This window comes from Streptomyces sp. NPDC041968 (assembly GCF_055589025.1).
Genome location: NZ_JBVJCB010000016.1, coordinates 1 through 14,128, shown reverse-complemented (window position 1 = coordinate 14,128; position 14,128 = coordinate 1). Strand labels below are relative to the sequence as shown.

10 protein-coding genes and 1 pseudogene are annotated in these 14,128 nt (G+C 69.1%); 9 read left to right on the top strand and 2 right to left on the bottom strand.

The window, feature by feature from the left end:
• The first annotated feature begins 2 nt into the window (after positions 1-2).
• The 8 genes from ACZ6EG_RS30745 (at position 3) to ACZ6EG_RS30710 (ending at position 10,608) form a co-directional block, all read left to right on the top strand.
• A complete protein-coding gene (locus ACZ6EG_RS30745; RefSeq protein WP_469609435.1) occupies positions 3-1,199 on the top strand; it encodes a glycoside hydrolase family 1 protein in 1,197 nt (398 codons plus the stop codon).
• 5 nt (positions 1,200-1,204) lie between these two features.
• Positions 1,205-2,554 (top strand): MFS transporter, encoded by a 1,350-nt coding sequence (locus ACZ6EG_RS30740; protein WP_469609432.1) that lies wholly within the window; start codon positions 1,205-1,207, stop codon positions 2,552-2,554.
• Between the two features lie 61 nt (positions 2,555-2,615).
• Positions 2,616-3,482, top strand: a complete 867-nt coding sequence (locus ACZ6EG_RS30735) for a hypothetical protein (RefSeq protein ID WP_469609767.1) — start codon at positions 2,616-2,618, stop codon at positions 3,480-3,482.
• A complete protein-coding gene (locus ACZ6EG_RS30730) occupies positions 3,386-3,832 on the top strand; it encodes a DUF4982 domain-containing protein (RefSeq protein ID WP_469609753.1) in 447 nt (148 codons plus the stop codon). Before ACZ6EG_RS30735 ends, ACZ6EG_RS30730 begins: the two co-directional genes overlap by 97 nt.
• A 104-nt stretch (positions 3,833-3,936) precedes the next feature.
• Positions 3,937-6,294, top strand: coding sequence for a glycoside hydrolase family 3 N-terminal domain-containing protein (locus ACZ6EG_RS30725; protein ID WP_469609430.1), 2,358 nt, complete (start codon positions 3,937-3,939; stop codon positions 6,292-6,294).
• A gap of 139 nt (positions 6,295-6,433) precedes the next feature.
• On the top strand, positions 6,434-8,227 hold the full coding sequence (gene uidA, locus ACZ6EG_RS30720; RefSeq protein ID WP_469609427.1) for a beta-glucuronidase: 1,794 nt from the start codon (positions 6,434-6,436) through the stop codon (positions 8,225-8,227).
• Positions 8,228-8,273: 46 nt separating this feature from the next.
• Positions 8,274-9,209, top strand: a complete 936-nt coding sequence (gene kdgD / locus ACZ6EG_RS30715; RefSeq protein WP_469609424.1) for a 5-dehydro-4-deoxyglucarate dehydratase — start codon at positions 8,274-8,276, stop codon at positions 9,207-9,209.
• Between the two features lie 58 nt (positions 9,210-9,267).
• Positions 9,268-10,608 (top strand): enolase C-terminal domain-like protein, encoded by a 1,341-nt coding sequence (locus ACZ6EG_RS30710; protein ID WP_469609421.1) that lies wholly within the window; start codon positions 9,268-9,270, stop codon positions 10,606-10,608.
• Between the two features lie 1,603 nt (positions 10,609-12,211).
• Here the strand turns inward: ACZ6EG_RS30710 and ACZ6EG_RS30705 are convergent.
• Together ACZ6EG_RS30705 and ACZ6EG_RS30700 are read right to left on the bottom strand one after the other, a co-directional pair.
• On the bottom strand, positions 12,212-12,604 hold the full coding sequence (locus ACZ6EG_RS30705) for an IS5 family transposase (protein WP_469609418.1): 393 nt from the start codon (positions 12,602-12,604) through the stop codon (positions 12,212-12,214).
• 43 nt (positions 12,605-12,647) lie between these two features.
• Positions 12,648-12,842 (bottom strand): hypothetical protein, encoded by a 195-nt coding sequence (locus ACZ6EG_RS30700; RefSeq protein WP_469609415.1) that lies wholly within the window; start codon positions 12,840-12,842, stop codon positions 12,648-12,650.
• Between the two features lie 217 nt (positions 12,843-13,059).
• Here ACZ6EG_RS30700 and ACZ6EG_RS30695 point away from each other — a divergent pair.
• A pseudogene (locus ACZ6EG_RS30695) lies at positions 13,060-13,645 on the top strand (polyprenyl synthetase family protein).
• The last annotated feature ends 483 nt before the right edge of the window (positions 13,646-14,128 follow it).

The window sequence follows — 14,128 nt, the reverse complement described above, 5'->3', positions numbered from 1 at the left end:
CCATGGCCTCCACTTCTCCGGGCTTCCTCTGGGGCGCGTCCACCGCGCCGCACCAGATCGAGGGGAACAACACCAACAGCGACTGGTGGGTGCGGGAGCACCGCGCGTCCGGCATGGAGCGCAGCGGCGACGCCTGCGACAGCTACCACCGTTATGCCGAGGACATGCGACTCCTCGCCGACGCCGGTCTCAACTCCTACCGGTTCGGCATCGAGTGGGCCCGTGTCGAGCCCGCCGAAGGGCACATCTCCCGGGCCGAACTCGCGCACTACCGCCGCATGATCGACACGGCCCTGGGCCTGGGGATGAAGCCGGTCGTCACCCTCAACCACTTCACTCACCCGCGCTGGTTCGCCGAAGCCGGCGGCTGGACGCACGAAAAGGCACTCGACCGCTTCACCTCCTACGTCCGCGCGGCGGCGACGATCCTGGACGGCGTCGAGTGGGTGTGCACCATCAACGAGCCCAACATGCTCGCTCTCATGGTGATGATGAGCCACGCCGCGCGGAGCGGCGGGGCGAAGAAGTGGCTCAGCCCCACCGTAGAGGGCGCCGCACGACCGGTACTGCCGGACCCCGACCCTCACATCGGGCTCCGCCTTGCCGAAGCACACCACGCCGCCCGTGAGGTGCTCCGGCAGCACACCGGCGCGAAGGTCGGCTGGACGGTCGCCTGCCAGGCACTGACCGCCACACCGGGCAACGAGGCCAAGCTCCGAGAGGTGCGGTACGGCCGGGAGGACCTGTACCTGGAAGCGGCTCGCGACGACGACTTCATCGGTGTGCAGTCGTACTCCAGCCAGGAGGTCGACGAAAACGGTGTCGTGCCGCATCCGCAGAGCCCCGACAACACGCTCACGGGCAACGCCTACCGTCCCGACGCGATCGGCATCGCCGTGCGGCACGCGTGGAAGGTCACCGACAACACCCCCGTCCTCGTCACCGAGAACGGCATCGCCACCGCGGACGACGAACGCCGGATCGCCTACACCTCCGAGGCCCTCCGCCACCTCCTCGAGGCCGTCGACGAGGGCGTCGACGTACGTGGATACCTGCACTGGAGCGCCCTGGACAACTTCGAGTGGGGCCACTGGGGGCCGACGTTCGGCCTGATCGCCGTGGACCGGGAGACGTTCGAGCGCCGTCCCAAGCCGAGCCTGAAGTGGCTGGGCGAGGTCGCCCGGCGCGGGCGGCCCTGACCGACATGGCGACGTCGCGCGAAGCCTCCTCGCCTCAGGAGAGCGCCGACCGGCCGGCCGGGGAAGGGGGCGGCGGCACCCTGTCCGTCTCCCCCGCCCCGGCCGGGGCCACCGGCACCGGCCTTCCTCCTCTGCCCGGCGGGCGCGTCGCTCTCCTGGTGGCGGCCACCTTCGGCGTGGCGATGGCGCTCATGGTGCCGATGGCCTTCTCGCTCGCCCTGCGCGCCGACCACCTGGCGCCGGGAGACGAGGCGGCCGTCGGCTACATCCTCGGCATCGGTTCGGCTCTCTCGCTCGTCACCGCTCCGCCGATCGGCACGCTCAGCGACCGCACCCGTTCCCGTCTCGGACGTCGGGTGCCGTACCTGATCGGGGGCGGCGTACTCGGCATGGCCGCCCTGGTGACGATGGCGTACGCGCCGAACATCACGGTACTGGGTTTGGGGTGGGCCATGGCCTCCCTCGGCTGGGGAACCGCGCTCGGCGCGCTTGGCAGCATCCAGGCCGACCGGCTGCCGCCCTCCCAACGAGGAAAGGTCGCCGGTCTGACGGGGGCCACCACCATGGTGGCGCCGGTCGTCGGTGTCCTCCTCGTGGGCACGGTGAGCCACGACCACCTGCTGGTGTTCCTCCTGCCGGGCGTGGTGGGCGCGGTGCTGCTCACCCTCCTGGTGGTGTTCTTCCGGGAGCCCGACTCCCGGAAGAACACCGTCCCGGCAGGGCTGACGACCGGGCACGTGTTGCGAAGCTACGTGTTCGATCCACGGGCCCACCCGGACTTCGCCTGGCACCTGCTGGCACGCTTCGTCTTCTACTACGGCCAGTCCCTCTACACGTCCTTCGTCACCTTCTTCTACGCCGACCGGCTCGACCTCACCCTCGTCGAGGTCTCCGGCCTGGTCGCCATCAGCGGCGGGATCAGCGTCCTGGCGATGACGGTGGGCACGCTGGGCAGTGGCTTCCTCTCCGACCGGCTGGAGCGCCGACGCCCCTTTACCCTGGTGGCCGCGGCGGTCTTCCTCTCCGGCGCCGTCGTCTCGGCGTGGGCGCACACGCTGGCCGGCCTGCTGGCCGGTGCCGCGCTGATGAACCTGGGCATCGCGGTCTTCTCTGCGAGCAGCCAGGCGACCGTGCTCGACATCCTCCCCGAGCGGGAGACCGACGCGGGACGCTTCCTGGCGATCGTGACGCTCTCCCAGAAGCTCCCCGGTGCGCTCGCCCCGCTCACCGCCCCACTGCTGATCACCATCGGTGCCACCGGCGAGGAGAACTACACCCTTCTCTACCTGTCGTCCGGCGCCCTGGGCCTGCTCGGCGGGCTGATCGCCTTCTTCCGGGTCCGGGGCGTGCGCTGAGCCACCGCCCGCCCCCCGCACCGCGTCCGGCCACCGCCGACGTTTCCTCAAGGAGCAACCGTTGCGCTTCACGTCCTTCAACTCCGGTTGGGAGTTCCGCCCCAAGGTCAACCGCTTCCTGGAGAAGGGCGGTCGCGCTCCGGCCCGCCGGGGCGTCACCCTGCCGCACGACGCCATGATGGAAGAGACCGTCGCCGTCGCCCGCCGGCGGATCAGCGAGTCCGCAGAGACCATGGTAGTCAACACGATGATGGCCACGATGGGCGACGTGCTCGACGAGCTCAGCAGCTCCGACCTCGTCACCCGGCAGACCACCGAGATCCTGTCGACACTGGACGTGGCCGGCTACAACTACCTGGAAAGCCGCTACGAACTCGACCGTAAGCTCTTCCCCCACCGCGTCATCATGGGGTCCGAGACCCATCCCACACGCATCGACCGGCTGTGGCGGTCGGTCCTCGACAACTCCCACGTGATCGGGGACTTCACCTGGACCGGCATGGACTATCTCGGCGAGGTCGGTATCGGCCGGACCGGCTACGCGGACGAGGACTCGGCTTCCGGTCAGGGCATCGCTGGGGCCTACCCCTGGCTGACCGCCCGCACCGGCCATCGACGTCACCGGCCAACGCCGCGCCGCCTCCTTCTACCGCGAGATCGTCTTCGGGCTGCGCACGGGCCCGTACATCGCCGTGCACCGGCCGGAGGATCACGGTCGTCGGATCGTCGCCGGCCCGTGGTCGTGGCCGGACACGGTGGCGTCCGGAGCTGGGTCGGGCGGAGGGCGCCCCGGTACGGGTGGACGGCTACAGCGACGCCGAGGAGGTCGAGCTGTACCTCGACGGTGCGTCGGTGGGGCGGGCCCCCGCAGGACCCGAACACCGCTACCAGACCACGTCCGACGTCACCTACCGGCCCGGTGAACTGATCGCCGTGGCCCGCGCGAACGGCCGGGAAAGCGGTCGGTGCCGACTGGTCTCGGCGCGCGGACCGCTGGTCCTGACGGCCACGGCGGACCGGCCGGAGAGCCGGGCCGACGACACCGACCTGAAGTTCGTCGGCATCATGCTCGCTGACGGCGACGGCAATTCCCGGTGCGGTGCCGACCGCACCGTCGGCGTCGAGATCACGGGCCCCGGAGTGCTCCAGGGCCTCGGCTCCGGGCGGCCCGTCACCGAGGAGACGTCCACGGGTGGCACACACCACGTACGACGGGCGGACCCTCGCCGTCGTACGGCCCACCGGGGCTGGCCCGTCCACCGTGACGGTCACCGCTGAGGGATGCGCGACGGCGAGCGTGACGGTGCGCGCGGTCGGCGCCTGACGGCCGCTGTACACCCACCATCCGCAACAACCAACTCAGCACAGTGAGAGGAACCCGCATGACCACTCCCGAAGACATCGCCGGTCTCATCGCCCGGCTCACCCTGGAGCAGAAGGTGGCACAACTGGGCGGCATCGCGCTGCCGGCTCTGCTCGCTCCCGGGGCGACCGGAGCGCCGACGCTCGACACCGGCCGGGTGGCGGAGCTGTGCCCCCACGGTGTCGGACATCTGTCGCTGGCCTGGTTCCTCGGCCAGGACACCGACAGCCTGCGCGACGCGTTGGCCCAGGTGCAGCAGGCAGTGCGCGAGGCGTCGCCGTTCGGAATCGGCGGGCTGGTGCACTTCGAGGGCATCAACGGCTTCCTGCACGCGGCCGGAGAGCAGTTCCCGACTGCCTGGGCACAGGCGGCCACCTGGGATCCCGACCTGGCCCGCCAGGCCTCGTCCGTCACCGCCGCGCACATGCGTGACCTGGGGGTCCAGTTGCTCTTCGCCCCGGTCATGGACCTCAGCCGGGACCCGCGGTGGGGCAGAGTACACGAGACGTACGGTGAGGACCCCGAACTCGCTGCGCGGTTCTCGGTCGCCTTCGTCCAGGGCATCCAGGGCGAGGACGAGGGCAGCGAACTCCTCGCCACCGGCAAGCACTTCCTCGGATTCGGGGCCTCGGAGGGCGGCCGCAACATGGCGACCACCCAGCTGGGACGCCGGACCCTCGTCGACGAGTACGCCGAGCCGTTCCGCCGTGCCATCGCCGAAGCCGGCCTGTCGGTGGTCATGAACTCCTACAACGAGATCGACGGCGTACCGGCCGCCGCCGATCACTGGCTGCTGACCACACTCCTGCGGGACGAACTCGGCTTCGAGGGCATGACCGTCAGCGACTACGACTCGGTCCCCATGCTTCGCACCCGGTACCGCACGGCGGCCACACCGGGCGAGGCGGCGAAGCAGGCCGTCGCGGCCGGCCTGGACGTCGAACTACCGCACGCGGTCAGCTACCCGAGCCTGGTGGAGGAGGTCGCCACCGGCCGTCTGGACGAGCGGGTGATCGACCGAGCCGTGGCCCGCGTGCTCACGATCAAGGCGCGCACCGGCCTGATCCCCGGATTCGGCAGACCGTCCCCGGCCCGGCCCGGCACGCCGGACCGCGCGAAAGCCGCAGCCGTCCGGCAGGCGGTCGCGGAACGGAGCACGGTGCTGCTGCACAACGACGGCACCCTGCCGCTCGCCGAAGGACAACAGCGGATCGTCGTGACGGGCCCGGCCGCCGACGAACTCCGCGTCCACTTCGGGGCCTACACCTCGGCGGCCGCAGCGGAGATGCCCGCCGCCGTCAAGGCCGTACGGATGGGCCAGGTTCCCGGCGTCGACTCGGCGACCTTCTCCTCGACCGACATCGTCACCACTCCCCTGCCGGGCCTGCAGCCTCGGTTCGAGGAGATGATCCGCACCCTGCACTCGGGAGCGCCCACGGTGTGGGAAGCGTTGCGGGAATCAGGTGCCGCCGTCGAGTACGTGTCTCTCGGATCCTTCACCGCCCACGGCAGCCGGCCGCTCGACGCTTCCGTGGTCGACGCGGCGGCGGCCGGTGCCGACGTGATCGTCGCCGTCGTCGGCGAGCGCACCGGGCGGGTCGGCGGCAACACCGCCGGGGAAGGCCGCTCCAGCGTGTCACCGTCTCTGCCGGGTGATCAGGAGGAGCTGATCGCTCAGCTGGCCGCGACCGGCAAGCCGGTGGTCACTGTGCTCGTCTCCGGACGTCCGCTGCTTTTGGACCGGGTCGTACGAGCGTCCGCCGCGGTCCTGCTCGCGCCACTGCTCGGCGAGGCGGCGGGTCCCGCGATCGCCTCCGCCCTGTTCGGCGCGACGAACCCCAGCGGCAAACTACCCGCCACCTTCCCCCGGCACCTTGGGCAGATCCCCGCCTACCACGGCCACCGCCACGGCAGCGGTTACGACCACCCGGCCGGCGAGACCTACGCCTACGTGGACCTGCCCGACCAGTCCCCCCTCTTCGTCTTCGGGCACGGGCTGTCGTACACAGCCTTCGAGGTGTCCTCCAACGCCGACGCGGAAATACGCGACGGGATGCTGTGGGTTCCCGTCACGGTCACCAACACCGGAGACCGTGATGGTGAGACGGTCGTGCAGTTGTACGCACGACACGAGTACGCGAGCGTCGTACGACCCGTGCGCCGGCTCCTCGACTTCCGCCGCCTGCACCTGGCGGCCGGGGACTCGGTGAACCTCGTCCTTCAGGCTCCGCTGGAGCGGCTCTCCTACACGCTGGCCGATGGACGACGCGGCTGCGAGGCCGGCGAGGTCACGCTGATGACCGGGTTGAGCAGCGACGACATCAGATGCACGGCGAGAGTCCTCGTCCCCGCGGTGTCCGACGGCGTGGCCCGCTGAGCCGTCCGGGCCCATCCTCCTCCGAAGCCACAAGAGCCACAAGCCCGGGCGACGTCATCCCCACCGGTCCCCCCCCTCGAACGACTTCCGCCGCACCGCCAGCGTGTGGACCACCCATACCGACACAAGGAGATCACCCATGTTGAAACCCCGTTGCACCGCCACCCGCGAACTCGTCGGCCTCGACGGCCTCTGGCGCTTCGCCACCTCCGCGAGCACCGGCCCCCAGCCGTGGACCGGCACGTTCGACACACCGCTCGAAGCCGCCGTACCGGCCAGCTACAACGACCTGTTCACCGACAGCGCGATCCGTGACCACGTCGGCTGGGTGTGGTACCAGCGCACGGCACGCGTACCGCGCGGCTGGGCCGGACAGCGGGTGATGCTGCGCTTCGACGCGGTGACGCACGAGGGGAAGGTGTACGTCGACGACCACCTCGTCGCGGAACACGTCGGCGGCTACACGCCGTTCGAGGCCGACATCACCGGTTACGTGGGACCGGGCGAGGAGTTCCGTATCACCGTCGGCGTCAACAACGAGCTGACGAACGTGACGATCCCGCCGGGCACGATCACGGTCGCCCAGGACGGCCGGCGCACACAGAAGTACCTGCACGACTTCTACAACTACTCGGGCATCGCCCGATCGGTGCGGTTGTACAGTGTCCCGGCCGTCCACATCGACGACCTCACGATCGTGACCGGTCTCGACGGCACCACGGGAACCGTCGACTACTCGGTGCAGACCAGCGCCTCCGCCCTTGTGCGCGTGCGGGTCCTCGACGCCGACGGCACCCAGGTCGCCGTCGCCGAGGGGGCCAACGGCACCCTGCGCATCGTCGACGTCACACCCTGGTGCCCGGGCGCGGCCCACCTCTACGACCTCGTCGCCGAGATCGTGGACGGTGACGAGGTGACCGACACCTACACCCAGCCCTTCGGCGTACGCACCGTCGAGATCCGCGGTCGTCAGTTCCTCATCAACGGAGAGCCCTTCTACTTCACCGGCTTCGGCAAGCACGAGGACACACCCGTGCGGGGCAAGGGACACGACGACGCCTACCTGGTGCACGACTTCCAGCTCATGGAATGGATCGGCGCCAACTCCTTCCGCACCTCCCACTACCCCTACGCCGAGGACGTCCTCGACTTCGCCGACCGGCACGGCATCCTCGTCATCGACGAGACCGCGGCCGTCGGTCTGAATCTGGCCGTCGAGGGTGGGCTCGCCGGGCGCCCGCACAAGCCGACCTACTCCCCGGAGACCTTCAACGACGACACCCGCGCCGCCCACGCACAGGCCATCCGCGAGCTGATCGCCCGGGACAAGAACCATCCCAGCGTCGTCATGTGGTGCATCGCCAACGAGCCCTCCTCCCACGAAGAGGGGGCGCGTGAGTACTTCGAGCCACTCGTGGAGTTCACCCGCAAGCTCGACCCCAGCCGACCCGTCAGTTACGCGGCCGTGATGTTCGCGACCTACAAGAACGACCGCATCGCCGACCTCTTCGACCTGGTCTGCCTCAACCGCTACTACGGCTGGTACGTCGCCACCGGTGACCTCGCCACCGCGGAGACCTACATGGACATGGAGCTGCGCGGCTGGGCGGAGAAGTACGACAAGCCCATCCTCATGAGCGAGTACGGCGCCGACGCCCTTCCTGGTCTGCACTCGGTGTGGGACATGCCGTGGACGGAGGAATACCAGCTCGCCTACCTGGAGGCCAACCACCGGGCCTTCGACCGCGCCGAGGCCGTGGTGGGCGAGCACGTGTGGAACTTCGCCGACTTCCAGACCTCGAACGGCATCCACCGCGTCGACGGCAACAGGAAGGGGATCTTCACCCGCGACCGGCGCCCCAAGACCGCCGCGCACTCCCTGCGCTCCCGGTGGAAGCCGCTCGGCGGCCGCAAGCCCTCGGCCACCGACTGACCCCAGCGCCACTCCACTCCGAACCGATGACAAGGAACGCAACGCGATGACTTCGCCTCTCAACCCCGCGGACCTGGGCCGATCCCTCGGTGCGGGACTGCTCTCCTTCCCCGTCACCCACTTCGGACCGGACGACCTGTCGTTCGACGAGAGGGCCTACCGCGCGCACGTCGAACGTCTCTCGGCGTACAAGGTGGGCGGCCTCTTCGCCGCCGGAGGCACCGGGGAGTTCTTCTCGCTCACCCCCAGCGAGGTGGAACGCGTCGTGACCGCCGCCGTGCGGAGCACCCCGGAGGACATGCCCGTGCTGGCGCCCGCCGGATACGGGACCGCCACGGCCGTGGAGTTCGCCGCCTCCGCGGAACATTCGGGCGCCGACGGAATCCTGCTGTTCCCCCCGTACCTGACGGATATGAGCCAGGAGGGCCTCGCCCGGCACGTCGAGGCGGTCTGCCGGGCCACCTCCCTGGGCGTGGTGGTCTACAGCCGGGCCAACGCCGTGTACACGGCCGAGACCTTGGACCGGCTCGCCGTGACCTGCCCCAACCTCATCGGCTACAAGGACGGGGTGGGCAACCTGGAGGCCATGGCCCGCATCCACAGCCGTCTCGGCGACCGGCTCACCTACATCGGTGGCCTGCCGACTGCGGAAACGTTCGCCGTGCCCTACCTCGAACTGGGGGTCACCACCTACTCGTCAGCCATCTTCAACTTCCTGCCCGAGTTCGCTCTCGACTTCTACGCCGCGGTCCGGGAGCGCCGACGGGACACCGTGCTCCGGCACCTGAACGACTTCGTGCTGCCGTACACCGCCATCCGCGACCTGGTCCGCGGATACGGCGTCAGCATCGTCAAGGCCGGTATGAGCGCCGTCGGTCGCCCCGCGGGACCCGTACGGCCCCCGCTGACCGATCTCACCCCGGCTGAACACGCGGCGCTGGCGCGTCTCATCGAAAAGCTGCCGGCCCACCTGCGACAGTGACGCGCTCTCCAGACCACCGCCGGGATCGCCGGCGAACGAGCCACTGAAGGAACTTCCCATGCCCCGTGCTTCCACCTCCTCCCGCCCGCTCGTCACCGCGATGCGCGTCATCCCCGTGGCCGGACAAGACAGCATGTTGTTGAACCTGAGCGGAGCACACGCCCCCTACTTCACCCGCAACCTGGTCGTTCTCACCGATTCGGAAGGCCGCACCGGTGTCGGCGAGGTACCGGGCGGCGAGTCCATACGCACCACACTGGAAGAGGCGCGTGAACTGGTCGTCGGCCGGCCGGTCGCCCACCACCACGCCGTCCTGCGTGACATCCGAACCGCCTTCGCCAACCGAGACACCGACGGCCGCGGCACGCAGACCTTCGACCAGCGGATCACCATCCACGCGGTCACCGCTGTCGAGACGGCGCTCCTGGACCTGCTGGGCCGGCACCTGGGTGTTCCGCTCTCCGCCCTCCTCGGTGAGGGGCAGCAGCGTGACCAGGTCCCCGTCCTGGGTTACCTGTTCTACATCGGTGACCGAGGACGGACCGATCTGCCTTACCGGGCGGAGCCCGAGGCCGACGACTGGCTGCGCCTGCGCAACGAGGAAGCCCTCACCCCGGACGCGATCGTCGCCCTGGCCTCGGCCGCCCAGCGACGCTACGGCTTCAAGGACTTCAAGCTCAAAGGGGGAGTGCTTGACGGAGCCGACGAGGCGGCCACCGTCCGCGCCCTGGCCGAGCATTTCCCCGACGCCCGCATCACACTCGACCCGAACGGGGCATGGTCTCTCCAGGAAGCCGTCCGCCTGGGCCGTGGCCTGCGCGACGTCCTCGCGTACGCGGAGGACCCGTGCGGCGCGGAGAAGGGGTACTCGGGCCGGGAGGTCATGGCCGAGTTCCGCCGCGCGACCGGACTCCGCACCGCCACCAACATGATCGCCACCGACTGGCGGGAACTGGGCCACGCCCTGCAGAGCGGCGCCGTCGACATCCCGCTCGCCGACCCGCACTTCTGGACGCTGGCGGGATCGGTGCGTGTCGCCCAGATCTGCAGTGCGTGGGGGCTGACCTGGGGATCGCACTCCAACAACCACTTCGACGTGTCACTGGCCATGTTCACCCACGCGGCAGCGGCCGCTCCGGGTGACATCACGGCGATCGACACCCACTGGATCTGGCAGGACGGTCAACGCCTCACCACCGAGCCCTTGGCCATCAAGGACGGCGTGCTCGAAGTACCGACGGGACCCGGGATCGGCGTCGAGCTCGACATGCAGCGGGTGGAGGAGGCACACGAGCTCTACACCCGTCTTCGTCTCGGCGCCCGGGACGACGCCACGGCCATGCGCTTTCTGGTGCCCGACTGGCAGTTCGACCGCAAGCGACCCGCTTACGTGCGGTGATCCGGCCAGTGGTGCGGCGGCCACGTGGATGAATCGGCGGCCTCGCGGCGTGGCTGCGCCAGCCGCTTCCACCGGCGGCCATCCACTCTCGAACCCCGCGGCTCCGCTGTGTTTCCGCCCGGGGAACGGCCCGAGACCCTCGCGGGGCGACGGGAGCTTCCTGCCGGACACACTGCGGCCCGCGAGCGGTGGCCCTCGGGCCGCCGCTCGCTCGCGTAGCGAGCGCCGCGCCGCGCCGCGCCGCGCCGACGCCGCCGTTGCCCGCGTGACCTGCACATTGTTTCCCACGTGTCGCCCACGTCAGCCGCGAGGATCGGGCGAGGCAGGAAAGCCCGGCGCCAGGCGGTGGTGGAGCCCGCTCCACCACCGGGGCCGAAGGATCACGTGAGGCCAGCCGCCGCGGCCAGAGCGGTGCGCACGGACGCTGCGGCGTCCACCCGGCCTGTCTCGGGACTGTCGTCGGGGTCGGCCTTTCGAATGCGTGGTGCTCGACCGCGGCCCGCGGGGCGGCGTTGCGCATGGCGGCTGGGATACCTCCGCTGGCACGTATGCGCGCACGGTCCACCTCTCCTCCGGGGACACCGCACGCGAGCACCGGCGCGATCGGAAGCGTCTTCAGGTTAGTGACACTCCCCGGCCACCGGACAATTCGGCGAACGTCGCAATGGACAGGCTCGCGGTACGGGCGATACCAGCTTATGGGAGAACTATGGCCAACCAAGTGTTCGTCAGTGAAGGCCTTTTCGGAGTCCTGGACCATGGAGAGATTCCCGTCGAGACGGCGAACTTATCCAACGGTTTGGCCGCTCCGATGGCTGCTGGAGCCCTCATCTTGACTGGGCTAACACCGGTTACGTCAACGTTGAGACGAGTGTTCTGCACAGGTGCCCCGACGTGGACACGGATGGCTGGGAGGAGGTCATGGAGATCAGCGTCAACGCCCCTGCTGGTGACCTGAAGGTCGAGTCGCTAGAGCGTGGTCCCGACACCGACGCACAGCACTCTCTTAGCCTCAAGGGGTCTGTCTGGTACAGGCTTCGAGTGCACGCGCGAGGTCGCGACGTCATGCGCGACAAGGTGAGCCTAGATCCGGTTCGAAGATTACCTACTCGTCGTGTGGCCAGCGCCTCCCACGGACGCAACTATTCTCCGTTCTAAAGCATAGGGCCGCCATTCAAGATAGGCGGTGAGGCGTCGAGTTCCTGACTGTCGATCATGGTCGTGTGGTGGGGTGGGGTGGGGTGGGGTGGGCCTGTCGGCCGCCGTGATCGCTGAACTCATGGCTGAGCTGGCCCCGTTGTGGCATGAACGGCACCAGGCCAGACTTGCGTCCTGGCCACGGAACGCGAAAGCCCCGGCCGCTGTGGGAGTGAGCCGGGGCTGCGCAGGTGGTCACAGGTCCTGGACGGCGCGCAGGGCGGCGTCCACGCGGGCCATGGCCGCAGCGTCGACCGGGCCAATGAGTTTGGCGCCGTCGAACCGGTGAACCCACCGTGCAGCACGATGCCGAGGACCGCCCCGTAGGCCTCTTCGAGGCCGGTCAGGCTGAGAACGAAGGCCAGTGACCGGCATTGGGCATCGGAAGCAAGGTGGATCTTTGTGCTCAGTCCACCCCGGGACCGGCCGATGGCGTGGTCCGCGGGTTCGCCTGCTGGGGCCCCCTTTTGCGGGCCCCAGCCGCGTGCTGGTGTGCGCGCACGACAGTGGAGTCCACCGAGACGGCCCGGTTGAGGTCGTTGTCGGCATCCGCCTGTCCGACCAGCGCTGTGAACACCCGCTCCCAGGTGCCGTCGACGGACCACATCCGCAGCCGGTTGTAGACGCCTTTCCAGTTGCCGTACTTCTCAGGGAGGTGGATCCACTGCGATCCTGTCTGGACCTTCCAGGCGATCGCATCGATCACTTCTCCGTGATCCCGCCACCGGCCGCCCCGTCGCGATGTCCGATCTGGGAGTAAGGGCTCGATCCGCGCCCACTGCGCGTCAGTCAATGGCACACACGTACAACGACCGAAGGTGCGGGTTGGAACGGCGCCGTAGTCAGGCCGTCGGCCCAGTGCGGAGCCGCCGCATGTCCCGCACCAGCGTGTACGAAGCGCTGAGGAAGATCACGACTCCAGCCACGAGCCAGAGAACCGACGCCCCGGAGCGGTACTCACGAACGGCAAGAACGAGCAGCATCACGCTAGCAAGGAGGCCGAAGGCCGAGATCAGAGCGCTGATGCGGTTAGTCACGAGGACATCATCAACGACAACCTCGGCTAGCGGAAGTGATCCAAACGAAAGGCCCCCCGGGCTGTCCTGTGCCGGTTGTTGCGCTGCCTACTGGGCTGAGGTGAGTGATGACGGCGGAGCCCTTGATACGCCCGGCCCGTGAGGTGGGGCAGGTGTTGTCCGATGCCGCCACGGTTACCGAGCCGGCACTGCGGGAGGCGGTTGCCCGGTTGCCGGAGTGGATCCGGCACCCAGTGGGAGTGCCCATGGGGTGGTGGCACGGTTCCGGCAGGCCACTTCAAGCGCGGGCAGAGAAGCTGATGCGGCACGCGCTGGTCCTGCTGGCGTGCGAGGCCGTCCGGGGACAGACCGCAGCAGAGTGCCGGCAGCTGTGGCGGTGGAGCTGGTGCACAACGCTTCGCTGTTGCACGACGACCTCATCGACGGTGACCGGCTGCGCCGCGGCATGCCGGCGGTGTGGTCCGAGATGGGCGTGCCGGCCGCGGTGCTGGCCGGAGACGCGCTGTTCTTCCTCGCCGTGCAGGTCCTCGACCAGGCCCCGCCCCCGCTGGGAGCTGCCAGGGTGAGAGAACCGACCGCGGCGGTGCAGGAGTTGGTTGAGGGCGAGTACGCCGATGGGCCGTACCGGGCATCTACGGGAGTTCGGTGCTCATATGGGACTGGCGTTTCAGCGGGCGGATGACCTGCTGCGCATCTGGGGTGATCCCGAGCGCACCGGCAAGGTCATCGAAAACACGTCATGGAAGGCGAGTGCCAACATAAGCGCAGGTCAGCGTCAGTTTCGGCCACCTCGATCAGTCTGACGAACACCCCCAGAGCGTCAAACGAGCGTCACGGCCAGAGCGACGTCCCCGCCGGTCATTCGTGACCCCGTGCGCCTCGGTTTCGAGTAGAGGGGCCCACCCCTGGCCAGTCCTCGCGGAAGAAGACGTGATCGGGTCCACCCCCTCGCCGACCACGATTCGTACCATGATCAGATCGACCTGTTCACAACCTCACGCCACTGGACCAATGCCGACTCGAGGAGTTCGACGCGGTCGGCGTGGATGTCGCACATGCGGGCATGTACGCGTTCCGTGACGATGTCGCGGAAGTCGGTGAGCCGGTTTTGCGGTGGGCAGCGCGCCGCGGCCCTTCTCGGGCTGTGCGGAGTCAGCGCGTCCAGCCGGCCCGCCACGGGGGCGGGCCGACCTTACTGATCTTTTCGTAAGTTCGGTGGGTGTGGTGGGTGGATGGTCAGGCCGGTATGGGCGAGGAATGACCATGGCAGTTGGGGGTTGGTGTTG